Annotated in this window: 18 protein-coding genes; 10 read left to right on the top strand and 8 right to left on the bottom strand. The window is 64.0% G+C overall.

Features of this window, described 5'->3' with window-relative positions:
• Positions 1-238: 238 nt before the first annotated feature.
• The 7 genes from NY023_RS18195 to glgA form a co-directional block, all read right to left on the bottom strand.
• Positions 239-1,048 (bottom strand): endonuclease/exonuclease/phosphatase family protein, encoded by an 810-nt coding sequence (locus NY023_RS18195; protein WP_013973332.1) that lies wholly within the window; start codon positions 1,046-1,048, stop codon positions 239-241.
• 178 nt (positions 1,049-1,226) lie between these two features.
• Positions 1,227-3,380: a glycogen debranching protein GlgX gene (gene glgX, locus NY023_RS18190; protein WP_013973331.1), complete on the bottom strand. Its 2,154-nt coding sequence runs from the start codon at positions 3,378-3,380 to the stop codon at positions 1,227-1,229.
• Between the two features lie 153 nt (positions 3,381-3,533).
• The gene (locus NY023_RS18185; protein WP_013973330.1) at positions 3,534-3,782 is read right to left on the bottom strand and encodes a DUF2934 domain-containing protein; all 249 of its coding nucleotides are present in this window, start codon (positions 3,780-3,782) and stop codon (positions 3,534-3,536) included.
• Positions 3,783-3,796: 14 nt separating this feature from the next.
• A complete protein-coding gene (locus NY023_RS18180) occupies positions 3,797-6,571 on the bottom strand; it encodes a malto-oligosyltrehalose synthase (RefSeq protein ID WP_013973329.1) in 2,775 nt (924 codons plus the stop codon).
• The gene (gene malQ, locus NY023_RS18175; protein WP_013973328.1) at positions 6,568-8,637 is read right to left on the bottom strand and encodes a 4-alpha-glucanotransferase; all 2,070 of its coding nucleotides are present in this window, start codon (positions 8,635-8,637) and stop codon (positions 6,568-6,570) included. Before malQ ends, NY023_RS18180 begins: the two co-directional genes overlap by 4 nt.
• Complete coding sequence (gene treZ / locus NY023_RS18170; RefSeq protein ID WP_024087394.1) at positions 8,634-10,376, bottom strand: malto-oligosyltrehalose trehalohydrolase; 1,743 nt, start codon at positions 10,374-10,376, stop codon at positions 8,634-8,636. The genes malQ and treZ overlap by 4 nt, the downstream gene beginning before the upstream one ends.
• A gap of 14 nt (positions 10,377-10,390) precedes the next feature.
• Positions 10,391-11,950 carry a glycogen synthase GlgA gene (gene glgA / locus NY023_RS18165; protein WP_013973326.1) on the bottom strand — a complete coding sequence of 520 codons (1,560 nt, stop codon included), beginning with the start codon at positions 11,948-11,950 and terminating at the stop codon, positions 10,391-10,393.
• An 886-nt stretch (positions 11,951-12,836) separates the two neighbouring features.
• On the opposite strand from glgA, the gene NY023_RS18160 reads away from it, so the two are divergent.
• From NY023_RS18160 to NY023_RS18140, 5 genes are all read left to right on the top strand, one after another.
• Entirely contained in the window at positions 12,837-15,152 is a 2,316-nt protein-coding gene (locus NY023_RS18160; protein WP_024087393.1) for a type VI secretion system Vgr family protein, read from the top strand.
• A 106-nt stretch (positions 15,153-15,258) separates the two neighbouring features.
• Positions 15,259-16,551, top strand: a complete 1,293-nt coding sequence (locus NY023_RS18155) for a hypothetical protein (RefSeq protein WP_013973324.1) — start codon at positions 15,259-15,261, stop codon at positions 16,549-16,551.
• 9 nt (positions 16,552-16,560) lie between these two features.
• The gene (locus tag NY023_RS18150) at positions 16,561-17,517 is read left to right on the top strand and encodes a PoNi-like cognate immunity protein (RefSeq protein ID WP_013973323.1); all 957 of its coding nucleotides are present in this window, start codon (positions 16,561-16,563) and stop codon (positions 17,515-17,517) included.
• A 15-nt stretch (positions 17,518-17,532) separates the two neighbouring features.
• Positions 17,533-18,495, top strand: coding sequence for a PoNi-like cognate immunity protein (locus NY023_RS18145; RefSeq protein WP_013973322.1), 963 nt, complete (start codon positions 17,533-17,535; stop codon positions 18,493-18,495).
• 54 nt (positions 18,496-18,549) lie between these two features.
• Positions 18,550-18,807, top strand: coding sequence for a PAAR domain-containing protein (locus NY023_RS18140; RefSeq protein ID WP_013973321.1), 258 nt, complete (start codon positions 18,550-18,552; stop codon positions 18,805-18,807).
• A gap of 42 nt (positions 18,808-18,849) precedes the next feature.
• Here the strand turns inward: NY023_RS18140 and NY023_RS18135 are convergent, their stop codons facing one another.
• Complete coding sequence (locus tag NY023_RS18135; protein WP_013973320.1) at positions 18,850-19,017, bottom strand: DUF6026 family protein; 168 nt, start codon at positions 19,015-19,017, stop codon at positions 18,850-18,852.
• Positions 19,018-19,220: 203 nt separating this feature from the next.
• On the opposite strand from NY023_RS18135, the gene gnd reads away from it, so the two are divergent.
• The 5 genes from gnd to NY023_RS18110 all read left to right on the top strand — a co-directional run bounded on the left by gnd (position 19,221) and on the right by NY023_RS18110 (position 24,825).
• Positions 19,221-20,204 (top strand): phosphogluconate dehydrogenase (NAD(+)-dependent, decarboxylating), encoded by a 984-nt coding sequence (gene gnd, locus NY023_RS18130; protein ID WP_013973319.1) that lies wholly within the window; start codon positions 19,221-19,223, stop codon positions 20,202-20,204.
• On the top strand, positions 20,201-21,706 hold the full coding sequence (gene zwf / locus NY023_RS18125) for a glucose-6-phosphate dehydrogenase (RefSeq protein ID WP_013973318.1): 1,506 nt from the start codon (positions 20,201-20,203) through the stop codon (positions 21,704-21,706). Before gnd ends, zwf begins: the two co-directional genes overlap by 4 nt.
• Before the next feature lie 144 nt (positions 21,707-21,850).
• Positions 21,851-23,647 carry a glycoside hydrolase family 15 protein gene (locus NY023_RS18120; RefSeq protein ID WP_024087390.1) on the top strand — a complete coding sequence of 599 codons (1,797 nt, stop codon included), beginning with the start codon at positions 21,851-21,853 and terminating at the stop codon, positions 23,645-23,647.
• A gap of 201 nt (positions 23,648-23,848) precedes the next feature.
• Entirely contained in the window at positions 23,849-24,205 is a 357-nt protein-coding gene (locus tag NY023_RS18115) for a VOC family protein (RefSeq protein WP_013973316.1), read from the top strand.
• Entirely contained in the window at positions 24,205-24,825 is a 621-nt protein-coding gene (locus NY023_RS18110) for a TetR/AcrR family transcriptional regulator (RefSeq protein WP_015270992.1), read from the top strand. The genes NY023_RS18115 and NY023_RS18110 overlap by 1 nt, the downstream gene beginning before the upstream one ends.
• The last annotated feature ends 85 nt before the right edge of the window (positions 24,826-24,910 follow it).

Here is a 24,910-nt window from a genome sequence, read left to right as displayed (position 1 = left end):
GGCAAAAACAGTGGGCGACCCAAACCAGCACGCCTGGCTTTCTGCAGCGCGCACGAAGGCGCGAGCTAGAGGCCCTGCGCGAGATCATTACTGCTAGATATGTTCAGCTAAGGAGAGGGCGCCGCTTGCGTCAAGAAAGCGTGAAGGATGTGTTCAGGTTCCGTGGCTTTGTTCAACTTGTTGAATCACAAGATAATTCGGCTAGGTATAGCCAGGTTCGCTATTTGCCGTGCTGCGGCTATGAAGAATGATTGCTAAGCCTGACTTCGACCGACAACGGCAGGTGGTCCGACAGGTGCGACCAAGGTTTGTGCCCCAGAATCCGCGGCCCATGGCTTTCGGCGTTGCGCAGGTAGACACGGTCCAGGCGCAACAGCGGCAGCCGCGCAGGATAGGTGCGGGCCAGGTGGCCATGGTGGCGTTCGAAGGCCTCGTGCAGGTCACGCTGCAGGCCCAAGGTGCGGTTGCCGTGGGATTTCCAGTCGTTGAAGTCGCCAGCGATGATCACCGGGGCGTCGGTGGGCAAGGATTCGAGCAGCTTGCGCAGCAGTTGCAGCTGCTTCTGGCGGTGGCTTTCCAGTAACGACAGGTGCACGCAGATGGCATGCACCTGATGCTGGCCAGGCACGTCGAGGACGCAGTGCAGCAGGCCACGTCGTTCGGGGCCGGTGATCGACACGTCGAGGTTGCGATGTTCGATGATCGGGTATTTGGACAGCAGCGCGTTGCCGTGGTGGCCGTCGGGGTAGACCGCGTTGCGCCCGTAGGCGAAGTCGCTCCACATGCTGTCGGCGAGGAACTCGTACTGCGAGGTCTGCGGCCAGCCGGGGTAACGCGCGGCGTGGCGGTCGTGGCTGCCGAGCACCTCCTGGAGAAAGACGATGTCGGCCTGGGTGCTGCGCACCGCCTCGCGCAGTTCCGGCAGGATGAAGCGCCGGTTGAAGGCGGTGAAGCCCTTGTGGGTATTCACCGTCAGCACCCGCAGCCGCTTCACGGCCGGGGCCTGGTTGACACTGGCGAAACCTTTACTGCCGGCTTCGGGGTTCACGGTTACTCCTCGGTCAACGGGTTTGCGCGGATCCTTGTAGGAGCGGCCTTGTGTCGTGATCGGGCCGCGCAGCGGCCCCGTTTGTCAGCACCAAGGCAAGAATAGCTGGGGCCGCTGTGCGGCCCGATCGCGACACAAGGCCGCTCCTACACAAGGGACACATACCAGCGTTTCAGGTTCACTCCTCATCACGCTGCAACACCATCAGCAGCAACGACCGCCCCTTCACCTCGAAGGTGCTGTCGAACTGCAGATGCTGCCCCTTGCGCAGCTCTGGCCGGTCGGTATCGACCAGGCAGCTCCAGTAATCCCCCTCGGGCACGGTTGGCAGCTGGAACGGCACGATGTCATGGTGGGCATTGACGATCAGCAGCACGGTGGCCTCGGCGCCTGGCCTGGCAATGCCGCTGACCTGGGCACGGCCATCGATCAACATGCCCAGGCAACGCCCGTGCGGGTCTTCCCATTGTTCCACGCTCATCTCGTTGCCATCCGGTGCCAGCCAGGTCACATCCTTGACGCCGATCGCCTCATTGTAGTCGCCAACCAGGAAGCGCGAGCGACGCAGTACCGGGTAGGCCAGGCGCAGGCGGGTGAGGCGCTTGACGAAAGCCAGCAGCTCTTTGCCCTCCTGGTCCAGGTCCCAGTTCACCCAGCCGATCTCGCTGTCCTGGCAATAGGCATTGTTGTTGCCGTGCTGGGTACGGCTGAACTCATCGCCGGCGACGATCATCGGCGTGCCCTGGGCCAGCAGCAGGGTAGCGAAGTAGTTGCGCATCTGGCGCATGCGCAGGGCATTCACGGCCGGGTCGTCAGTTGGCCCCTCGACACCGCAGTTCCATGACAGGTTGTTATCGGTGCCGTCCTGGTTGTTCTCGTCGTTGTCCTCGTTGTGCTTGTGGTTGTACGACACCAGGTCGCGCAAGGTGAAACCGTCGTGGGCGGTGACGAAGTTGACCGAGGCATAGGGACGCCGGCCACGGTTGTTGAACATGTCCCCCGAGGCGGTCATGCGCGAGGCAAAGTCGGCCAGTTGGCCTTCGTCGCCTTTCCAGAAGGCGCGCACGGTGTCGCGGAAGCGGTCGTTCCACTCTGCCCAGCCCGGGGCAAAGTTGCCCACCTGGTAGCCGCCCGGGCCGCAGTCCCATGGTTCGGCAATCAGCTTCACCTGGCTCAGCATCGGGTCCTGGCGGCAGGCGACGAGGAAGCCGTGGCGTTCGCTGTAGCCGTCGTGGTAGCGGCCAAGGATGGTCGCCAGGTCGAAGCGGAAGCCGTCCACGTGCATTTCGCCGGCCCAGTAGCGCAGCGAGTCGGTGACCAGCTGCAGCACGCAGGGGTGGCTCAGGTCCAGGGTGTTGCCGGTGCCGGAATCGTTGATGTAATAGCGCTTGTCGTCCGGCATCAGGCGGTAGTACGAGGCGTTGTCGATACCGCGCATCGACAGCGTGGGGCCGCGCTCGTTGCCTTCGGCGGTGTGGTTGTAGACCACATCCAGGATCACCTCCAGCCCGGCGTCGTGCAGGTGTGCGACCATTTCCTTGAACTCGGCGATCTTGCCGCTGGCCAGGTAACGCGGGTGGGGCGCAAAGAAGGCGATGCTGTTGTAGCCCCAGTAGTTGTTCAGGCCCTTGTCCAGCAGGTGCTGGTCGTTGACGAAGGCGTGAATCGGCAGCAGCTCGATGCTGGAAACGCCCAGCTCCTTGATGTGCTTGAGCAACTCGTCATTGGCCAGGCCGGCGAAGGTGCCGCGCAGTTCTTCCGGCACCGCTGGGTGGCGCATGCTGATGCCACGGGTGTGGGCCTCATAAATGATCGTACGCTCCCAGGGGATCTGCACGCGCTGGTCGCGGCCCCAGGTGAATGCAGGGTCGATCACCTTGCACTTGGGCACGAAGGGCGCGCTGTCGCGCTCGTCGAACGACAGATCGCCGTCGGGGTGGCCGATGGTGTAGCCGAACAGTGCTTCGGACCATTGCAGGCTGCCGACCAGTTGCTTGGCATACGGGTCGATCAGCAGTTTGTTGGGGTTGAAGCGGTGGCCGTTCTCCGGCTCGTACGGGCCGTGCACGCGGTAGCCGTAGACCAGCCCTGGGTGAGCGTCAGGCAGGTAGCCGTGGTAGATCTCGTCGGTGTATTCGGGGAGCTCGATGCGTTCGATTTCGTGCTCGCCGGTGGAGTCGAACAGGCACAGCTCGACCTTGGTGGCATTGGCCGAGAACAGGGCAAAGTTGACCCCAAGGCCATCCCAGGTGGCGCCGAGGGGGAAGGGCAGGCCTTCGCGGATACGCGACGGGGCGACCGAGCGGGTTTTCTTCGGGGTGCGGGGGCTCATGGCGGTCCTCTGTGGCCGTGGTGGTGGAGGGAGCTGCGTAGGCCTGTACCGGCCTCTTCGCGGGTGAACCCGCCCCTACAGGGATAGCGCCAGGCTTGAGGATGACGGTGTACCTGTGGGAGCGGGTTTACCCGCGAAGAGGCCGGTGCAGGCTCAACCGGCAGCCGGCTTTTTCACCGCCCGGGGTTTCTTCACAGCCACGGCCTTCTCAACCGGTTCAGCCGCTACCTTGGGCTTGGCCGGGGCCCGTTTGCGCGGCGCCGCCTTGGGTGCCAGTGCCTCGGCTTCGGCCAGCTTGCGAGCCATGTCCCAATGGCGGTCTTCCTGGCCGACGGGCTTACCCTCGGACTCCCAGATCTGGTAGGCAAATTCGCGGATACGTTTTTCATCAACACTCATCATGACGCTCCTGATGTTCAAGATTGTTGTATCAGCAGGTTGACCGGAAACTCCGCCAGCACGGCGCTCAACATCAGCTCCTTGGAAGAGCTGACCGCAGCACTGGGGAAAAGTCCCGTCGAGTTGGCAGGCGACAAGGCAAACGGCAGGTTTACCCGGGTGTCGTCCCAGTTCTGTGCCGGGATCAGGGGTGTCGGTGCACCTGCCAGCAGGGTACTGGCCAGGCGTGGCGCGATGATGACGGCCCGTTCGCCCTCGCCAAGGCGAGCGAACGCGATCACCTTGTCGGCATGCCGACCCTGCACGGTCAGGGGCAGGTAGGCGCCACGACGGAACAGCTCGGCATGGGCCTGGCGGCAGTCCAGCACCCGGGCGATCAGCGCCTGCTTGAGGCGGCCATCGCGCCAGTGCTCCAGCAGCTCGGCAACCGGCGTTGCATCGTCCAGGGTGCGACGCCGGCACGCGTAGTCCACGGCGCGCCGGTTATCCGGGTCGACCAGGCTGAAATCCCAGTATTCGTTGCCCTGGTACAGGTCCGGTACGCCCGGCGTGGTCATGCGCAGCAGGGCCTGGACAAGGCCGTTGAGGGCACCGGGGCAGGCCAGCAGGTGCGCGGCGTCGGCCAGCGACTTGCGCAGCTGCTGGTTCTCGCCGTCCAGCAGCAGGCCATCGATGTAGCGGGCACAGGCGCTTTCGTAGGCTTCGTTCGGCGCGCTCCAGCTGCTGCGCAGCTTGGCCTCGCGCAGGGCTTTCTGCTGCCACTGGCGAATGCGTTCGGCGTACTGGCCAAGGGCGTTGACATCGTGCAGGTCGAGGTCCAGCGGCCAGCTGCCCAGCAAGGTCTGCAACAGCATCAGCTCGTCGCCGGGGCTGGGCGCCAGGCCGTCATCCAGTTGCGTGCGCAACGGCGTGGCCAGTTCGCGCCAGTGTTCCATTCGGCTGGCCAGCCACGGGCCGCGCTCGCTGAGCACGGCCAGGCGCGCACGGGTGTCTTCGCCGCGCTTGTGGTCATGGGTGGCGCTGGCCAGCAGGTTGTCGGGGAAGTCGCGCAGGCGCCGCTGGGCCTCGTTGTGGAAGTGCTCGAGCGGGGCGCTGAAACGCTCGGCGTCGAAGCCCACATCGTTGCGCGACAGCAGCCGCGCGCTGCGGTAGAAGGCGGTGTCTTCCACGGCCTTGGCGGCGCTGGGCGCGGTCAGCTGCTGGAAGCGCACGCAGGCGTGGCGTAGCTGCTTGCGCGCCCGGCCTGCTGGCAGGCGGCGCCAGGCTTGCCCGCCCAGCCATTGTTGCAGGTGCTCGAGCAGTGGCCAGTCGGCTTCGCCGAGGTCGAGGCGGGCATTGGCCAGGGCCTGCTGGAAAAACCCTTCGTCTTCTGCCGGGCGCCCGCAGGCATTGAAGTAGGTGCGATACACCGGGTAATGCGCCACCAGCGCCTGCAAGGCACGGCGAATCGCGCCCAGGGTCAGGTCGCGGGTCATCAGGTCGTTGCGCGCCACCTGCAACAGCGCCTGGGCCACCGACTCGCAGTCGCCGGCCAGGCTGGCATTGAGCACCAGGTGGCGGGCCTGACGTACTTCTTCGGGGAAGTCGGGGCGTTCGCTCACATTGGCCCACAGCTCGGTCAGCGCTGCTTCGCCTGCCGGGTCGTGCTGCAACAGCGAGACCTGGTTCATGAACTCATAGCCGGTAGTGCCATCGGTAAGCCAGTCGCGGTGCAGGTGCTCGTTGGCGCCGAGGATCTTCTCCACGTAGATCGGGAAATGCTCCAGGGCGGCATTCAACGGCCGCCGTGCCAGCAGGCCATCGACCCGTCGGCGCAGCTTGCGGCAGTAACCGCGCGGGTCGGCCAGGCCGTCGATATGGTCGATGCGCAGGCCGTCCACCAGGCCACGCTCGATCAGTTCGAACAGCTTGGCGTGGGTGGCCTCGAACACCACCGCGCGTTCCACCCGCAGGCCGCCCAGCTCGTTGATGTCGAAGAAGCGCCGCCAGTTGATGTCGTCGGCGGCGGTACGCCAGCTGGCCAGGCGATAGGTCTGGCGTTCCAGCAGCAGGTGCAGGCGCTTGAAGCCATTCTCGCTGCGGCTGTCGAACGCCACCAGAGCCGATTCGAGGTCAGCGCCTTCGCCCGCCAGGCGCGCCAGTTCAGCTTGCAGGGGCAGGGCGTCGGCCAGCGGCGTGGCCGATGCGCTCAACGCGGTGAAGCGTTCGGCCAGGGCCTTGAGCGCCGGCTCCGGGCTGAGGGCGAGAATCCAGCCATAATCGACCGGGCAGATCGGGAAGCGGTGTTGGTAATGGGCGACCTGCAGCAGCCCATGGTGCTTGTCGAACTCGAGCGGTATCTCGCCATTTTTCAGCGCCACGCCATAGTCGCTGGCGAGGAACGGCAACAGCAACTGGCCGGCCAGCAGTGGGTCGCTGGAGTGCCACTGGATGTCGAAGAACTCTGCATACGGGCTGCGCCGACCCCAGGCCAGCAGGCTCTGCCACCAGGGGTTGTCGGCACCGCCCACGGCCATGTGGTTGGACACCGTGTCGAGGATCAGCCCCATGCCGTGCTGACGCAGGGCGGCGACCAGCCGTTGCAGCGCCGCTTCGCCGCCCAGCTCGGGGTTGACGCAGGTCGGGTCGACCACGTCGTAGCCATGGCGGGAGCCGGCGCGGGCCTTGAGGATGGGCGAGGCATACAGGTGGCTGATGCCCAACTGGGCGAAGTACGGCACCAGCGGCACGGCGTGATCGAGGGTGAAGTCACTGTGAAACTGCAGGCGCAGGGTCGCGGTCAGCGCTTTCATCGGTCACGCTCCCAAGCCTGTTCGCGGGCCTGGGCCAGCAGTTCCAGGCGCCGCGCAGCGTCTTCGTCGTCGAGCAGTTCACGTACCGGCCGGGCAAAGCGTCGGCGCCAGTTGGGGTGGCCGGAGGTGGTGCCCGGCAGGTTGGGTTGCTCGTCACAACCCAGCAGGTCTTCCAATGGCACCAGCACCAGCGGTGCGCGGGTGTGGCCAACGTAACGGATGGCAGCGTCGATCAGCGCGTCGTTGTTCGGCAGCGTGCCGTAGTTGGCCTCCAGGGTGCGGCGCAAACCATCGTGCTCCTTCTGCCGCTCGTGGCGCCAGTGCAGTTCGGTGGCAGCATCGATCAGTTGCAGGCGGTGGCTCCAGTCGATGTCGCGGTTTTCCAGCCAGCCGGCCAGCGGCGCCAGGTCGTGGGTGCCGGTGGTGGCCAGGGCGTTGTCCGGCCAGTCGAGAATCGGCTTGAAATGGCCGGGCTGGGTCTGCTCGAAGGGCAGCACGCGCATGCCCAGCACGGCCTTGGCTGCCAGTTGCTCGCGCAGGCCGTCCGGCACGGTGCCCAGGTCTTCGCCGAGGATGATTGCCTGGTGGCGCACCGACTCCAGGGCCAGCAGGCGTAACAGATCTTCCAGCGGGTAGTTGAGGTAGGCGCCTTCGCTGGGCTTGGCCCCCTGCGGGATCAGCCACAGCCGGCGCAGGCCCATGACATGGTCGATGCGCAGGCCGCCGGCGTGGGCGAGGTTGGCCCGGAGCATTTCGATGAAGGCGCGGTAGCCGTTGCGCTTGAGGCCTTCGGGCGAGAAGGCGCAGATGCCCCAGTCCTGGCCGGCACGGTTGAGGATGTCGGGCGGTGCGCCTACCTTCAGGCCTGCCAGCAGCTCGTCCTGGCGGCTCCAGGCCTGGCTGCCGGCACCGTCGGCGCCCACCGCCAGGTCAGCGATCAGGCCGACCGCCATGCCGTTGCCGCGCGCTGCTTCCTGGGCGCGTTGCAGGCCCCGTTCGGTCAGCCATTGGCAGAAGGCATGGAACTCGACCTTGGCCGGGTAGGCGTTGGCGAAGGCCTCCACTTCCGGGTGGTATGGGTCGTGCCAGGCCTTGGGCCAGTGGCGCCAGTCGGCGCCCAGGCCATGCTCCACGGCTTGCGCCTGCAGCACTTCGAAGCGGCAATGGTGCTCCAGCGCCTGGCCACCGGCTTTGCGGAAACTGTCGAAGTCCTTGCGTAGCGGGTGGTCGCCCTGGCTGAAGCCCTGGTACAGGGCTTCGAGCAGGCGCTGTCGGGCGCTGGCGGCACGTGGCCAGTCTACCAGCGGGCCTTGCTCAAGGTCTTCGAGCTGTTGCTCCAGGCCGCAGGCTTCGATGGCCACGCGCACCTCCCGCTCGCCCAGCAGCGCGGCTGGGCTGGCGTACAGGGTATTGAGCAGCAGGCGGCTGGAAGGCGAGTAGGGGCTGTAGTGCGTCTGGTCGAGGGCCGACAGGGCGTGGATCGGGCTGATGGCCAAGGCATCGGCGCCGCGTTCGGCAGCCGCGCGGGCCAGTTGTTCCAGGGCCAGGCAGTCGCCATAGCCGCCATCGCCGGGGCGGCGCAAGCTGTACAGCTGCACCGCCAGGCCCCAGCAGCGCGGTGGCGGCTGTTGCACCCGGTCTTCAAGGCTGTGGCAGCGCAGCGGGGCCACGGCCACGGTGAAGCGGCGGCTGTCGATTTCCACCTGGTGGTAGCCGATGGGTAGCGCGCCGGGCAGGCGGGCCTGGTCGTCAAGGCTGAGGGTGAGGGCGCTGTGGTCCTCCAGGGTGCAGTGCGCGACGCTGGCGGCGCTGAAGTAGCGCGCCAGTGCCAATGGCTGGCCTAGGTCGGCGGTCAGCAGCGGCGGCAGGTGCTCACTGTCTTCGGCAGCGTCCACGGCGCGCAGGCTGGCGGCGATGGCGGCGTCATCGTTGGCAGGGTGGCCAAGGCCTTCAAGTATGTTGCGCAGTACCTCGTCGCTGACACGCTGGGGCCGGGCATTGGCGTCGATCCAGTCGCGGCTCAGCCCGACGCGGCTCGCCAGACGGTGCAGGGCGGTTTCGCTCATGGGCGCTCCTGGGCAGGGGGAAGCAGGCTGACCACGCAGCTGTAGGCGGCCAGATGGGTATCGGGGTGCCGGGTGTCGCTGCTGTCGAACAGGCGGTTGGCCGGCGCAGGCAACTCGACCACCTGCGGGGTGTCGGCCAGGTTCAGGTCGATGCGCAGGGTTGTGCCATTGCCCAGGCACCAGCGTGCGGTCAGGGCCTTGTCGCCGTGTACTTCGGCACCCAGCGCACGGCTGCCCGGCAGGTGCGGGATCACATGGCGGCGGCGCAGTTCGAGCAGGTGCTGGTAAAGGCCGTGCCAGCCGGCGATCACTTCCTTGCCTTGCGGGCGGGAGGCCTCGAAGGTCTGTTCGGCGTTGGGGTCGGGGATGCGTTGGCGCTGCTCGGGGTCGGCGAAGGCGGCGAAATGGGCGAACTCGCCGCGCCGGCCTTCGCGCACGGCGTCGGCCAGCTGGTCATGGAAGTCGGTGAAGAACAGGAACGGCCGGCAGCTGCCATCGTCGTCGCCCATGAACAGCAGCGGAATCATCGGCGCCAGCAGCAGCAGCCCGGTGGCCGCCCGCAGCGCCTGCGGTGGGCACAGGCGGGTCAGGCGCTCGCCCAGGGCGCGGTTGCCGACCTGGTCATGGTTCTGCAGGAACAGCACGAAAGCGCTGGGTGGCAGGTGCGCGCTGGGCTCGCCGCGGGGCGTGCCATGGCGGTTAGCCTGGCCCTGGAACACGAAACCTTCGGCAAGGCAGCGGGCCAGCTGGTCGATGGGGCGCTGCTGGTAGTCGGCGTAGTAGCCTTCGGTTTCGCCGGTCAGCAGCACATGCAGGGCATTGTGGCCGTCGTCATTCCACTGGGCGTCGAAGCCTTGCTCCAGCAGGAAGGCCTGGTTGTGTTCGTTCTCCAGTACCAGCCATACGTGGCGGCCCGGTTCCACCGCAGCGCGTACCCTTTGCGCCAGCTCGACCAGAAAGTCGGGCTGGTCGATGGCGTGCACGGCATCCAGGCGCAGGCCGTCAAAGCGGTAGTCGCACAGCCACATCAGGGCGTTCTGGATGAAGAACTCGCGCACCTGCGGGCGACGGAAGTCGATGGCTGCGCCCCAGGGGGTCTGCCGGTCTTCGCGGAAGAACGGGCTGGCGTACTGGTGCAGGTAATTGCCGTCAGGGCCGAAGTGGTTGTACACCACATCGACCAGCACCATCAGCCCCTGGCCATGTGCCTGGTCGACCAGCGCACACAGCTGTTCGGGGCTGCCATAGGTGTTTTGCGGCGCATAGGGCAACACGCCGTCGTAACCCCAGTTGCGCTCGCCGGGGAACTGCCCCAGCGGCATCAGTTCGACGGCACTGATGCCCAGTTCGGCCAGCCGCGGCAGTTGCCGGGCGACCCCGGCGTAGCCGTCGAGCAGGCCGACATGCAGCTCCTGGATGACCGCCTCGTGCCAGGGCCGGCCTTGCCAGGGGTGTCGCCAGGCATAGCTGGCCACATTCACCACCTGGCTCGGCCCCTGCACGCCATCGGGCTGATAGCGCGAGGCCGGGTCGGCCACCTTCAGTGCACCGTCGATACGGTAGTGGTAACGGTCACCGGCCTGGCACGGGGCCACGCCGGTGAACCAGCCATCATCGTCGGGCAACAGCTCGATGGCCGGCTGCTGCTCCAGTTCCACGCTCACGCTGCGCGCATCCGGGGCCCAGAGGGCGAAGCGCGCCGACGTGGCGTCCAGCAGGTGTGCGCCATGCCTGTGCATCTTCAACTCCCCGCTCAGTAGTGGCTGTGCTGCGCCTGCTTGACCAGGTCCTCGTACAGACGTGCATAGGGCTCCACGGCCTGGCACCAGTTGAACGGTTGGGTCATCGACAGGCAGCGCATGGCATTCAGGAGGTCCTTCTTGCCATATACATAGAAGGCGCGGCTGAGTGCCTCGCGATAGCTCTCGACAGTGGACTCGTTGAACAGGAAGCCGGTAACGCCGCACTCGATGGTGTCGGCCAGGCCGCCGGTCTTGCGCGCTACCGGCAGCGAGCCGAAGCGCTGTGCGTACATCTGGCTGAGGCCGCATGGCTCGTAGCGAGACGGCATCAGCAGGAAGTCGCTGCCGGCGAACATGCGCCGGGCATCGGTTTCGTTGAAGCCGATGCGCACGCCGATACGGCCCGGGTGGCGTAGCGCCAGTTCGCGCATGGCCTGCTCTTCTTCCGGCTCGCCGCGGCCGATGATCGCGATCTGCCCGCCTTGCTCGACGATGTAGTCGGCCACACCCAGGGTCAGGTCCAGGCCTTTCTGGTAGACCAGGCGCGAAACCACTGCGAACAAGGGCCCTTCGGAGGGCTGCAGTTCGAACAGCGCGCGTACTTCCTGGGCATTGCGCGCCTTGCCTTCCCAGTCGTTGATGCTGAAGTTGTGCTGCAGGTGCTTGTCGGTGGCCGAGTCCCAGCTTTCGTCGATGCCGTTGGGAATGCCGCCGAGCAGGCCTTGCTGGGCCTTGCTGGCGAGGAAACCGTCCAGGCCGCAGCCAAATTCCGGGGTAGTGATTTCCCGGGCATAGGTGGCGCTGACCGTGGTGATGTGGCTGGCGTAGGCCAGGCCGGCCTTGAGGAACGACAGCTTGCCGTAGAACTCCATGCCTTCCTGCTGCATGGCGTGTTCGGGGATTGCCAGTTCCGGGCTGCAGCCGCGGCTGTACACGCCCTGGTAGGCCAGGTTGTGGATGGTGAACAGGGTTGGCGTGCTCAGCCCGCGCCAGTGCATGTAGGCCGGTGCCAGGCCGGCGGGCCAGTCGTGGGCGTGCACCACTTCGGGCTTCCAGTGGATCCTGCCTTCGCCGGCAGCGATTTCGGCGGCGGCCAGGCCCAGGCGGGCGAAGCGGATGTGGTTGTCGGGCCAGTCGCGGCCGTTGTTGGCACCATAGGGAGTGCCGTCACGCTGGTACAGCTCGGGGCAGATCAGCACATAGATGACCAGGCCGTCGGCCATGTCCATGCGCCCGATCTTGCACGGCGGCAGTGCGGCGTGGCCACCCAGTTCACCGACGATGTGGATGGGGTTGTCGCTTTCCATCACCTGCCGGTAGCCGGGGATCAGCACCCGCACATCGTGCAGGTGCGCCAGGGCGCGGGGCAGGGCGGCGGACACGTCTCCCAGGCCACCGGTTTTCACCAGGTCGGCGATTTCCGAGGTCACGAACAAAATCTTGCGCTTGTTGCGGTTGTGCTGGCGCTGGGCGCCGGGTGCCTTGCCTGTCGTGGCGAAGTCCGGGGTGAGCGGTTCGCGGTTGTCCGGGTTGAATGAATCTACGTGAGGCTCGACAGCGGCACTGATCATACTTCTCTCCGTCCCTATGCTTGGCCGGGTGCTGGCACCCGTGGCGATGTTTCGTGTTGGTTCTCTCTGATTCTGGATTCTGCGTAGTGCGTTCCATGCCCCAGGGTCGTGCGCGCAGGCACGGCGCGATCGGCATTCCGGCCGAAGGCGATTGGGCTGGTGGGGTATGTGGGCCGATGCTGGGAAGTCCCTTTGCGTTTGGCCTACTTAGTTCCTGACCTGCCCGCGTTCCGGAAAGTTCGACTTTTTTTCGTCACTCTTCCGTTGAGCAAATGGCGGGCCGAAACCCGAGTGTAGGAGAGAAATAGATGAAAAGGTGACCCGCTGGTCACTATTGTCATGCTGCGGAGTAGACGCAAACGTTGGCGGTTGTGACCGGATGTAAATGCAGGGGTTGGAGCGGTGGATGAGGGCCAGACGGCATGCCCCAATTCCAGCCAGTCATGCACCTTTTTGGTGCGTTTGAGGGGTGCCAAGGTCATCGCCCTCGAACAGAATGGTGCACGTGATTTCAGGAGGAATGAAAGGGGCTGTTTCGCGAACTTATCAGTATCTGTATTTATTATTTTCCTGGCTTGAATTTCTTGTGTTTCAGTGAGCAGACTCGCACGCGCAAAAGTTTGTAAGTTGATGCTTTAGGAAATTTCCTACGAAATCGTCAATGCATGAAACCCATCGTTCCTGTCATGGCGGGGCGGTACGGTTTAAGTTGCTCTTCAGTCACTGCCTCATCCTCACTGTCGTCATCGGTCAAGTCCGCCAATGCCACGGATCTAGCCGGCTTGAACGTTGGCGACGGGCAATTTCATTCGATGTGTTCATCTTGAAGAAAGCCAGGATGTGGTTGTTTTTTTCGCCGGTAAACATGATGGCGGTAGAGCAACTCATGAAACAGTCGGACTTTCGTTTCGGATTTCAGGCGCTCGCCGGGCGCACGGAGTTCGAAGTGGTTTCATTCAAGCTGGAAGAAACCATAAGCCAGCCATTTGTACTGAGCCTTGAACTTGTCAGTTACGACAGTGATGTCGACTTCGGCCAGGTGCTCGACAAGCCTGCGCTATTCACCCTTTATTGCGCAGACCGGCCACTGCGTCATGTGCATGGCTTGGTCAGTGCCTTCAGCCAAGGTGAAACCGGCTTCTGTCGCACGCGCTACCACGCTGTGGTCGAGCCGCAACTGGCCCGTGCCCGCTTGCGTTCGAACTGGCGCATCTTCCAGCAGAAAACCGTGCCGCAGATTCTTGAACTGATGTTCAAGCGTCAGGGCATTGCCCGGTTTGAGCTCAATACCAGCGCCGATCACCAGGTGCGTGAGTTTTGTGTCCAGGCGGGGGAAACCGACCTCGACTTTATCCATCGCCTTGCCGCTGAAGAGGGCTTCGTCTACCGCTTTGCACACTGCGCCAGGCACCACACGCTGATCGTTACCGATCGCCTGCTATCGCTTGGGTTGCTCAGCCGGGGCACGCTAAAGCCCGTAGATGATGAAGCGCTTTGGCTGGATGAAGATGATCTCGGCCCCGACAAGGTGCTGTACCACGCCAGTAGCGGTGGCGACCAGGCCCGTGCTTGCCTGCGGCGTTTGCGCTACTGCGAGCAGGTGCGTACTGCGCAGCAGGTGCAGCGCGACTACACCTTCACCAACCCGGCCTATCGCCAGGAGCACAAGGCCCAGGCCAGCGGAATCACGCACCAGTCGCTGGACTATGAGTTTTTTGATTACCCGGGGCGCTACAAGCGCGATGCGGTCGGCAAGCCCTTCACTGAAACGCGGCTGACGGCGCTGCGCCATGACGCCCGCCTGGCCGAAGTACAGGGCGATGACGTGCGCCTGCAGCCAGGCCTGAGCTTCACCCTAGTCGGCCACCCGCGTGAAGACCTTAATGTGCACTGGCGCGTAATCAGCCTGTGCCACGAAGGTACGCAGTTCACCAGCCTGCAGGAAGAAGCCGCCGGCGCCGAACAAGGTACCCGCTATGTGAACGATGCGCTGCTGGTGCAAGGCATGGCCGAATGGCGCCCGGCACCCTTGGCCAAGCCGCGCATCGATGGCCCGCACATGGCCACCGTGGTCGGCCCGCCGGGCGAAGAGATTTTTTGCGACCAGTGGGGGCGGGTCAAGGTCAGCTTCCCCTGGGACCGTGAAAGTAGCAACAACGAATTCAGTTCCTGCTGGGTGCGGGTGTCGCAAGGCTGGGCCGGTGGCAGTTGGGGTTCGATGGCCATTCCGCGTATTGGCCAGGATGTGATTGTCCAGTACGTCAATGGCGACCCTGACCAGCCGATGATCACCGGGCGCACCTACTGCGGTGACCAGCTGCCGCCTTACGACCTGCCCGAACACAAGACCCGCATGACCATCAAGAGCCAGACCCATAAAGGCGATGGCTTCAACGAGTTGCGCTTCGAGGACGAACTGGGGCGGCAGGAAGTATTCATTCATGCCGAGCGCGACCAGAACAACGTCGTGAAGCACAACGAAACCACGCTCATCGGCAATGATCGTAGCGAGCGCGTCGAGCATGACGAAGTGGTGCACATAGGTGGCAACCGCAGTGTCAAGGTCGGCGCCAGCAAGAGCGAAACGGTCGCCCTTGGCAAAGTCGAAAGCATAGGCCTGGGCAAGTCGTTGGCCGTTGGCGGGGCGTTGAGCGTGATGGTTGGCCTCGAGGCCAGCGAGCAGGTCGCGCAGGACAAGCGTGTGCAGGTCGGCGGGCAACTGCGGGTCGATGCCAATGACGATGTGTCGATCACCAGCCATCACGGCCATGTGCACATCGATAGCCGAACGTCGCTGACCCTGAGTTGCGGCGGGGCGTTTATCAAGCTGGGTGATGGCCGCATCGAAATCGGTTGCCCCGAGCCACTGCTGTTGCATGCCATCGCCCAGGTAAAGGCGCCTGCACGTTACGGTGAGCCGCCTGCACCGTCGCAGGAGGAAATCGAGTTTCGCCTGGTGCATGCCGACGGTACGCCAATTGCGGGCACGGCCTACGTGGCGACGTTGTCCGATGGCACCCAGCGCCAGGGTATGGTCGACCAGAACGGCTATGCCCGCCTGGCTGGCGTTACCCCCGGTTGCAGCGCCCAGGTGCGCTACGAGGTTGGCCAAGGCTCGCTGCAGCTGACGACCGCAATCGAGCCGGATGCTGCCTTGCAGGCATTGCTTGCCGGCTGCACCTCGGCAGGTGGCCAGCCATGAACTCCGCTGCTGACTGGCTGGATGAAGCGGTGGAAAGGGTGGCAGGCGGCTTTGGCTGGCTGCGTGACTTGGTGCTGGGGGAGTTTGCCGAGGAACGGCACTGAGCGTGGTCATTGCCGACATGCTGCTGTCGTTGGTGCCTGGGGTGGTGATCGTGCTCAGCGCCCGTGACCTGGCCGCAGTGTGTCTGCGCTTGGGCAAGCGCTACACGGCGGATGACAGCCAGGCAACGGCGCAGCCGCCACAGTGGCAGGAGTGGGTGCTGCTGATTGCCTGCCTGATTACCTTGATCGCGCCGATCATCGGTGCCGTGGTGGGGGCGGTGGGTACCCCCGTGGGCTCGGTGGCAGGTGCATTGGTCGGCCAGGAAGCGGCAGCGTTTCTGCGAGGTTTGTGCCTGCTGCTTATCCGTGAAAGCCAGATCATCTTGCGGACCGTGGTTGCGTTTCTTGGCAAGTTCACCCGCGGCAGCGTGGAGTTCTGGCTGCGCCAGGTCAGGTTCACGAGCTATGAAAAGGATTTGCTGGCCTATCTGAACCAGTTCTTGACCAAGGTCATCGCGGCAACGGCAAAGCTTCGCAGCTACCTGGGCAACTGGCCCTTCAACCAGGCGGCCGCGCACCTGTTGGTGCGGCTGCAGGCCATGGAAGCGCAGTTCTACGCGGTGCAGGTGCATGCAGTGCGGGAGATCCCACGGGCGTTGATGCAACTCGACGCCAGGCTGGCCAAGGTGCTGGAACAGGCCAGCGATCTGCCCGCGCAGGTTGCGCAGGCCGGGGTGCATGCGCCTAAGCCGGTGCCCATGGCGATGAGTGGTGGGCGGGTGACTTCTGGCATTGGCATGCGTCCGCGTTACCTCGAGCGCCCCGAGGGTGCGCTCGGCCCGCCAGTGCCCACCTCTGCGGCAGCTGCCACGCATGGCGCAAATGTGCACGTGTTCGATCATTCGACGGCGACCCGGGCGCAGAAGGGCATTTATGGGGAGGTGGTCAGTGATCAGTACATGCTCGGCAAAGGCCATGAGAACCTGCTGTCGGCCGCTCGTGGGCCTCGCAGCCTGCAAATGAAACCTACCGGGCGCGGGCTGTATGGCGTCTATCGTAATGCCCATCCACCGCCGCCGTTCATCATTACCGAGACCAAGTATCGAACGGGGGGCGCGTTTTCGACGGGTAGTTTGCCGGTTACAAAGGGGAGTAAGGGGTTTCCGAGTGCCAGGCAGATGAGTGATGCGTGGATTCGTCCAAGGCTTTCCGAAAGTTTGGGGAAAGAACAGGCAATGAATATTCGCTCGGCTGGATATGAGCGTTGGTTGATAACCGTAGATGAGAAGGGTGCTGTAAGCCAGATAGTCAAGCTTGATGGGCATGCGAGATCTATAGGTGATGTAATTCAGTAGGGGCTGAAAATGAAGAAATTTGATGAGATCAAACGTGAGCCTTTGCTGCAAGAGGCAGCCTATCTCGACTCTGTTGATTTTTGGAAGAAATACTATGTGGAGCTAAAGGCTGAAGAGTTTCTAGCGTTGGAACGCCCAGATTTCGTAAATGTTGAAGGGTTGAGTTGGGATTGGTGCTTTGAATCTCTGGAGTTACTAGTAGCACTTTATTCGGGGGGGGAGCCCATTGAAGCGCTTGAGTTTTACGCGGATCACATGTTTTCCCAGTTTCAACGTCACAAGCAAGCTTATCCGAGTTTCAGCTTGAAACTGTGGGAGCCGGATGCCTATCAGTACACACTCTGGCTTCTATCGTTTGCAGTGCTGTTCAACAAGCCCGGGCGCATCAGGCAAATCGCAGGTTTTTTGAGTGAGGACCCAGATGACGGTGAGGACATCCTGTTGCGGCAACTGTTTTCCCGTGTGGGGGTGACCATCCCTGGGAGTACGTTGATTCATGAGCGCCCCTACCATGAATTGCTCAATGCCGTAACTACCGAGAAGGATGAGCAGCAACAGGCAGTGCGTAGTTACCTGAAGCAGTGGTATCGCGGCATGCGCAACTGTTATTGGCATGACCGGCACAAGGCACGAAGTGATGCGGGTTTCTTTGGCTATTGGGCCTTTGAGGCAGGATTGGTCACTGTGTTGTGGGGCGTCGACGATACGCCCTATAGAGATCTTCCTTTCTACCCGAAGGATTTGGTAGACGATGCTCGCAAGCGTCAAGTTATCAAAAGCTTCCCTGAACAACTGCAAAGCGCGCCGTATTCGGATGCGCTTGCCAGGTCGGGCGAAATTTGCCCGCGCACGGGGGTGTGGGTATGCGATGAATGGGCGGTGGGGCCCCAGACATTCATGCAAGGCGTAGAGATGCCGAGCGAAAATGGGCGCTCTCTGGTTTGGCGCTTGGTGAAAGGCTTATAGCGTGCGGGAGGGCCAATGGGCCAGTTCGACAGCATCAAACGCGACCCGTGGATGGTCGAGCAGCATTACCTGGCTTCGACGCGTGAAAAAGAGCAGGAATTCGCCGACCCTGACGCCCAAGCATTGCTGATCGGGCCAGCCGAGCACAGGCATCACTACCGTGGCCTTAGCCGCGACTGGGCACACATGGCACTGGAGCTGGCAGTGCAGCGGTATTCCGGTGGCGAGCCGATGGAGCTGGTGGAGGCCTATGCAGACTATGCGTTTGCCCAGTTCGCCCGGCATTTTTCGGCGTACCCGGCAACCAGCGAGCAGTTGCGCCCGTGGGTGTCGGATGAATACCGGCTTGCCTTGTGGCTGCTGTCGCTGGCGGTGCTGTGCGGTTACCCCGAGCGTGTCGACCAGGTATTGGGCTGGCTGAACCAGGACGACGAGCGCAGCCCCGACCTGCTGCTGCATCGCCTGTTCCAGCGGCCGGGCAAAGCCTACCCAGGCACCTCATTGCTTCACCCCGAACCTTACGGCGCCTTGTTGGAGAGCCTCGACCTGAAAGGCCCCGCGCAGCATGACGCGCTCATGCACTATCTCGGGCAGTGGTACGCCAATGCGCACGGTTGCTACTGGCACGAGCGCCACACCCGGGCACGGAGTGACCACTTGGGTTATTGGGCCTTCGAGGCGGCACTGGTGGCGTTTTTATGGTCTGTGCAGGGTGATGCCCTGGAAAGCGCTCCCCGCTTTTACCCGCAGGCGCTCGTCGAAAGGGCGCATTACCGACGCCTGGGCAAGCAGTTCCGCGACCCGGAAACCGCCAGGCGCGAGGATGCCCCAGGCTGGCTTTCCGGCACGCCTTGCCCATGGCCCGGTTACTACGTCTGCGTCGAGCGCATGGTGGGCGAGCAGGTGTTCATGCACCAGGTACCTTTCCCTGAGATCGATGGCCAGGTCGTGCACTGGCGGCTGTCGAGAACGTTCTGATTGGCGCTGTCGGCATGCGTGCCTGGCGCCTCACATGATTCGGGAGTGGCAACAATGCCTGCCATCGTTCTGCTGGGTCACCCTCACCACTGCCCATTGTGCGGCCCGACCAGCATCAGCAGCGGCTCCAGTCTGTTCTTCGTCAACGGCAGGGCAGCCGCCAGGGTTGGCGACAGGCTCGGGTGTGGGGCGGTGATTACCAGCGGCTCGGCACTGATGATGGATGATGGGCAGCCGCTTGCCAGGGTCGGCGATGCCACCAGTCATGGCGGTACCTTGGAAAATGGTGATAATAACTGGCTGCTCGATTAAGCGATGTGGGAGCAGTTCGGCTCCCACAGGAGAGGGGCAAACTCAGAGGCTAACGGCCTTGCCGTCTGTGCGCGCCTGCGCCAGCAGCAGGTTCAGTTGGGCGACCTGCTGGCGCAGCTGGTCACGTTCGTCCTTCAGTTTACGCAGCTCATCACGGCGCACGGAGACATAGAGGGTCTGGGTTGGGGTTGCAGGCATCAAAGTACCCATGGACACACCTCGCGGTTTTGGCTGGTGACAAGTTAAAGCGTAGACGCTTCACGCGGGCGCATTCTGAATTCTTTCGCAGGTCTTGGGAACTTTTTTGTTTATCGTGGTCCCGCCGTTCGTCGCTGAACCCTCGAGCGGTACGCTGGACTAATCTGAAAAGCTGGATTGTGTTGTCATTTATTTCGAAAGGGGAGCATCGGCTCATGCAACTGGGAATCATCGGGCTGGGCCGCATGGGCGGCAATATCGCAAGGCGCCTGATGCGCGCCGGCCACCGTACTGTGGTGCATGACCGCAACCGTGAGGCCATCACCGGTCTGGAGGGCGAGGGCGCCCAGGGTGCGCACGATCTCGGTGCGCTGGTACAGAAGCTGAAAGCGCCGCGCGCGGTGTGGGTCATGTTGCCCGCCGGCGAGCCCACCGAGCAGACCATCGCCCAACTGGCCGAACTGCTGGAGCCGGGCGATGCGATCATCGACGGCGGCAACACCTTCTACAAGGACGACATGCGCCGCGCCGCCGAGCTGGCCAAGCGCGGGCTGCATTACCTGGACGTCGGCACCTCGGGCGGTGTGTGGGGCCTGGACCGTGGCTACTGCATGATGATCGGTGGCGAAAAGGACGTGTTCGAGCGCCTGGAGCCGCTGTTCAAGGCGCTGGCCCCGGGCGTGGGTGACATCCCGCGTACCCATGGCCGCAGCGGCGAGCACCAGCGTGCCGAGCACGGCTACATCCATGCCGGCCCACCCGGTGCCGGGCACTACGTGAAAATGGTGCACAACGGCATCGAATACGGCCTGATGCAGGCATACGCCGAAGGCTTCGACCTGCTGCGCAGCAAGGGCGGCAACGAACTGCCGGAAGACCAGCGTTTCGACCTGAACGTGGCCGAAATCGCCGAAGTGTGGCGGCGTGGCAGCGTGGTTACCTCGTGGCTGCTCGACCTCACTGCCGATGCGCTGGTGGCCGACCCGCAACTGTCGCAGTTCAGTGGCTCGGTGTCCGACAGTGGTGAAGGCCGCTGGACCATCGACGCCGCCGTCGAGCAGGCGGTGCCGGTGCCGGTGCTGTCCAGCGCGCTGTTCGCCCGCTTCCGCTCGCGCCAGCAGCAAGGTACCTATGGTGACAAGATTCTCTCGGCCATGCGCCTGGGCTTCGGTGGCCACGTCGAGAAAAAAGCCGAATGACCAAACAGAGCATTCCGGCTGCTCCGCCATGCACCCTGTTCCTGTTCGGCGCCAATGGCGACCTGGTAAAGCGCCTGCTGATGCCGGCGCTTTACAACCTCAGCCGTGACGGTCTGCTGGACCGCAACCTGCGCATTGTTGGCGTCGACCACAACCCGGCCACTGCTGAGGAATTCGCCGAACGCCTGCACGCGTTCATGGTCGAGCGTGACAAAGGCGGCGAGGGCACGGCCAAGTGCCTGGATGAGAAGCTGTGGGCACGCCTGGCCAAGCGCCTGGATTACCAGACCGGCGATTTCCTCGATCCGGCCACCTACCAGGCCCTCGCCAAGCGCATCGACACAACCCGCCACGGCAACGCCATCTTCTATCTGGCGACCTCGCCGCGCTTCTTCCCCGAAGTGGCGCAGCGCCTGGGGCAGGCCGGGCTGCTCGACGAATCGGCCGGCGGCTTTCGCCGCGTCGTGGTGGAAAAGCCCTTCGGCACCGACCTGGCCAGCGCCGAGGCGCTCAACGCCTGCCTGCTGAAGGTGATGGGCGAGCGGCAGATCTACCGCATCGACCATTACCTGGGCAAAGAGACGGTGCAGAACATCCTGGTCAGCCGGTTCTCCAACGGCTTGTTCGAATCGTTCTGGAACAACCACTACATCGACCATGTGCAGATCACCGCCGCGGAAACCGTCGGCGTCGAGACCCGTGGTGCGTTCTACGACAGCACCGGGGCGTTGCGCGACATGGTGCCCAACCACCTGTTCCAGTTGCTGGCGATGGTGGCCATGGAACCCCCGGCCGCGTTCGCCGCCGATGCCGTGCGCAGCGAAAAGGCCAAGGTGGTCGGCGCCATCCGCCCATGGTCGGTGAAGATGGCCCTGAAAAACTCCGTGCGTGGCCAGTACAGTGCCGGCAAGCAGGGGCGCAAGCAGTTGCCCGGCTACCGCCACGAGCCCAACGTCGCGGCGGATAGCCAGACCGAGACCTATGTGGCGCTGAAGGTGATGATCGACAACTGGCGCTGGGCCGGCGTGCCGTTCTACCTGCGTACTGGCAAGCGCATGAGCGTGCGTGATACCGAAATCGCCATCTGCTTCAAGCCTGCGCCCTATGCGCAGTTCCGCGAGTCGGAGCTGGAGCGGCCCAAGCCCAATTACCTGAAGATCCAGATCCAGCCCAACGAAGGCATGTGGTTCGACCTGCAGGCCAAGCGCCCCGGGCCGGAGCTGGTAATGGAGAATGTCGAGCTGGGCTTTGCCTACAAGGACTTCTTCAAGATGACCCCGGCGACCGGCTACGAGACGCTGATCTACGACTGCCTGACCGGTGACCAGACCTTGTTCCAGCGGGCTGACAACATCGAAAACGGCTGGCGCGCGGTGCAGCCGTTCCTCGATGCCTGGGCCCAGGGCGGCGAGGTGCACGAGTACCCGGCCGGTGAAGACGGGCCCGAGGCCGGCAATGAATTGCTGGCGCGGGACAAGCGCGAGTGGCATTGGTTGGGGTGAGGTTTCTGTAAGGCCTGTGCCGGCCCTTTCGCGGGTAAACCGGCTCCCACAGGGATATCGATGGTTTCAAGGCCTGTGATGTACCTGTGGGAGCGGGTTTACCCGCGAAGAGGCCGTCACAGACAACCACACAAAGGAGCCCCAATGCCTGCCCACATCGAAGACTATGCCCTGCTGGGCAACTGCCGCAGCGCCGCCCTGGTCAGCCGCGATGGCTCGCTCGACTGGCTGTGCCTGCCACGCTTCGACGCCCCCGCGGTATTCGCCGCCCTGCTGGGCAACGAAGAAAACGGCCGCTGGCGCCTGGCCCCCTGCGACCCGGTCGAATACAGTAGCCGCCAATACCTGGACGACACCCTGGTGCTGGAAACCACCTGGGTGACCGCCACCGGCCGCGCCCGTGTGCTCGACTTCATGCCGCTGGGCGAGGTTAACGCGCTGGTGCGCATCGTCGAGGGCCTCGCTGGCGAAACCAACTTCGAAATGGACCTGGTGATGCGCTTCGACTATGGCCGCAGCGTGCCCTGGGTGGAACGGCTCGACCCGCGGACCCTCAGCGCCGTCGCCGGCCCCGACCGGCTGATCCTGTGCAGCACCGTCCCCCCGCATGCCCGTGACCAGCACACGGTCGCCCGCTTTCGCGTTGGCGCGGGCGAACGCCAGGTGTTCAGCCTGCGCCACCAGCCCTCGCACCTGCCGGTGCAGCCCGGCTGTGATATCGACGAAGCGCTGGCGCAGACCATCGACCAATGGCAGGCCTTCGCCGCCCGCTGCCCAAAGGTGGGCCCATACTCCGCCCTGGTGCGCCGCTCGCTGCTGACCCTCAAGGCCATGACCTACGCGCCCACCGGCGGCATCGTTGCCGCCGTCACCACCTCGCTGCCCGAGCGCATCGGCCACGAGCGCAACTGGGACTACCGCTTCTGTTGGCTGCGCGACGCGACCATGACCCTGCTGGCCTTCATGAACCTCGGCTACTTCGACGAAGCCCAGGCCTGGCGGGAATGGCTGTTACGCTCGGTTGCCGGCAACCCCGAGCAGATGCAGATCATGTACGGCCTGGCCGGTGAGCGCGACCTGCAGGAATACACCTTGCCGTGGCTGGCCGGCTACGAGCACTCGCAACCGGTGCGGGTGGGCAATGCAGCGTCGGCGCAGATGCAACTGGACATCTACGGTGAACTCGCCGATGCCATGACCCAGGCAATAAAGGGTGGCTTGCCTCGCCATCCACGTAGCGCCGCCATCTCACGACTGATCCTGCCTTACGTCGAGCGCATCTGGCGCCAGCCGGACGAAGGCATCTGGGAAGTGCGCGGCGGACGGCAGCAGTTCGTGCACTCCAAGGTCATGGCCTGGGTGGCCTTCGACCGTGCCGCAGGGCTGGCCGACACCACCGAGGAAGGCCGCGAGCGCGGGCGGCATTACCGCCAGGTGGCTGACGAGATTCGTCGTGAAGTGTGCGCGCAGGGCCTGGACCCCAGCGGCCGCTTTTTCGTCCAGGCCTATGGCTCGACCGAGATGGACGCCAGTTTGTTGCACATCGCCCTTACCGGCTTCCTGCCGGCGGATGACCCACGCTTCTTGCGCACGCTCGAACAGGTCGAACAGCGCCTGCTGAAAAACGGCCTACTGCTGCGCTATGACAGTGACCGCTGCAGCGACGGCCTGACACCCGGGGAGGGAACCTTCCTGGTGTGTTCGTTCTGGCTGGCCGATGTGTATGTATTGCTGGGCCGCCAGGCACAAGCGCAGGCACTGTACGAACGCCTGACCGGCCTGTGCAACGACCTTGGCCTGCTGGCCGAACAGTATGACCCGGCAGGCCAGCGCATGCTTGGCAACTTCCCCCAGGCGTTCAGCCATATCGGCATCATCAACACCGCACTGAACCTGCACCGCGCACAGTGCCCGGTGCGTGATCGGGCGAGCTGCAGCTAAGTCAGGTGGCGGTCTCCCCCTGTAGGAGCGGCCTTGTGTCGCGATCGGGCTGCAAAGCAGCCCCGGCAATTCATGCAGTGAGGCTGAAATCCCCGGGGCGCTACGCACCCCTTTCGCGACACAAGGCCGCTCCTACAGGGATTGCGCTGGCTTGGAGTAAGCGGAGTAGACTAGGGCAAACCCCTTCGGCACGGAGCACACATGGGCATTCGCGGTACTGACCGGCAGATCGACAACATCGAGTTCAATGTCAGCGACATCGCACGGAGCAAGGCCTTCTATGGCGGTGTGTTCGGTTGGGCGTTCACCGACTACGGGCCCTCCTACACCGAGTTCAGTGATGGCCGGCTGATCGGTGGCTTCACCACGGGTGAGCCGGTGCGCCCGGGCGGGCCGCTGGTCATCTTGTATGCCGAGGACCTGGAAGCCACGCAGCAGAGGATCGAAGCCGCCGGGGCGAAAATCAGCCGGGCCACCTTTGCTTTTCCCGGTGGGCGGCGCTTCCACTTCATTGACCCGGACGGTTATGAGCTGGCGGTGTGGACGGCCCAAGCCTGATGGCCAACCACAAGATCGAAATCCGCCGGCGCAATATCGAGAAGATCCTGCAGGCGGCGGAAAAGGTGTTCGCCGAGAAGGGCTATGGCGCTACCTCGATGGGCGATATCGCCGAGCAGGCCGAGCTGCCGCGTTCCAACCTGCATTATTACTTCAGCACCAAGGACGACCTGTTCCGCGCGGTGCTGCAGGACCTGCTGGATGTGTGGAAGCAGGACGCGCTGTGCTTCGAGAACTTCGACGACCCGCGCGTGGTGCTGACCAGTTACATCCGGGCGAAGATGGGCCACTCGCGCTCGCGGCCGCTGGGCTCGAAGATCTGGGCCGAAGAGATGCTGCATGGGGCGCCGGTGCTGGGGGTGAACCTGGATGAAAGCCTGGTGCCCTGGGCCAAGCTGAAGGAAGCCAAGATCCGTCGCTGGGTGGAGGAGGGGCGCATCCTGCCCGTGGAGCCCTCGGCGCTTTTGTACATGATCTGGGCCTCGACCCAGCACTATGCCGACTTTGGTTACCAGGTGACGTTGCTCAATGGCGGGGAGGCGTTGTCGGACATGGCCTTTGAAAATGCCGTGCAGACGGTGACCAGCGTGATCTTGCGGGGGATCGGGCTGGAGCCTTGAACCGAAGTTGCATGCTGCCGCGGTCCTATTGTGGGAGCGGCCTTGCGTCGCGAAAGGGCTGCGCAGCAGCCCCGGCAATTCACGC

Origin of the sequence: Pseudomonas sp. NBB, from assembly GCF_032701105.1 — a bacterium.
Taxonomy (GTDB): Bacteria; Pseudomonadota; Gammaproteobacteria; order Pseudomonadales; family Pseudomonadaceae; genus Aquipseudomonas; species Aquipseudomonas asiatica.
Note: the sequence above shows the minus strand (reverse complement) of the source record. Positions and strands in the feature narration are given on the sequence as shown.

Excerpts from the sequence above, each read along its gene's own strand:
- glgX (WP_013973331.1), bottom strand. The coding sequence starts at position 3,380 with ATGAGCCCCCGCACCCCGAAGAAAACCCGCTCGGTCGCCCCGTCGCGT.
- NY023_RS18185 (WP_013973330.1), bottom strand. The coding sequence starts at position 3,782 with ATGATGAGTGTTGATGAAAAACGTATCCGCGAATTTGCCTACCAGATC.
- NY023_RS18180 (WP_013973329.1), bottom strand. The coding sequence starts at position 6,571 with ATGAAAGCGCTGACCGCGACCCTGCGCCTGCAGTTTCACAGTGACTTC.
- malQ (WP_013973328.1), bottom strand. The coding sequence starts at position 8,637 with ATGAGCGAAACCGCCCTGCACCGTCTGGCGAGCCGCGTCGGGCTGAGC.
- treZ (WP_024087394.1), bottom strand. The coding sequence starts at position 10,376 with ATGCACAGGCATGGCGCACACCTGCTGGACGCCACGTCGGCGCGCTTC.
- glgA (WP_013973326.1), bottom strand. The coding sequence starts at position 11,950 with ATGATCAGTGCCGCTGTCGAGCCTCACGTAGATTCATTCAACCCGGAC.
- NY023_RS18160 (WP_024087393.1), top strand. The coding sequence starts at position 12,837 with ATGAAACAGTCGGACTTTCGTTTCGGATTTCAGGCGCTCGCCGGGCGC.
- NY023_RS18150 (WP_013973323.1), top strand. The coding sequence starts at position 16,561 with ATGAAGAAATTTGATGAGATCAAACGTGAGCCTTTGCTGCAAGAGGCA.
- NY023_RS18145 (WP_013973322.1), top strand. The coding sequence starts at position 17,533 with ATGGGCCAGTTCGACAGCATCAAACGCGACCCGTGGATGGTCGAGCAG.
- NY023_RS18140 (WP_013973321.1), top strand. The coding sequence starts at position 18,550 with ATGCCTGCCATCGTTCTGCTGGGTCACCCTCACCACTGCCCATTGTGC.
- NY023_RS18135 (WP_013973320.1), bottom strand. The coding sequence starts at position 19,017 with ATGGGTACTTTGATGCCTGCAACCCCAACCCAGACCCTCTATGTCTCC.
- gnd (WP_013973319.1), top strand. The coding sequence starts at position 19,221 with ATGCAACTGGGAATCATCGGGCTGGGCCGCATGGGCGGCAATATCGCA.
- zwf (WP_013973318.1), top strand. The coding sequence starts at position 20,201 with ATGACCAAACAGAGCATTCCGGCTGCTCCGCCATGCACCCTGTTCCTG.
- NY023_RS18120 (WP_024087390.1), top strand. The coding sequence starts at position 21,851 with ATGCCTGCCCACATCGAAGACTATGCCCTGCTGGGCAACTGCCGCAGC.
- NY023_RS18115 (WP_013973316.1), top strand. The coding sequence starts at position 23,849 with ATGGGCATTCGCGGTACTGACCGGCAGATCGACAACATCGAGTTCAAT.
- NY023_RS18110 (WP_015270992.1), top strand. The coding sequence starts at position 24,205 with ATGGCCAACCACAAGATCGAAATCCGCCGGCGCAATATCGAGAAGATC.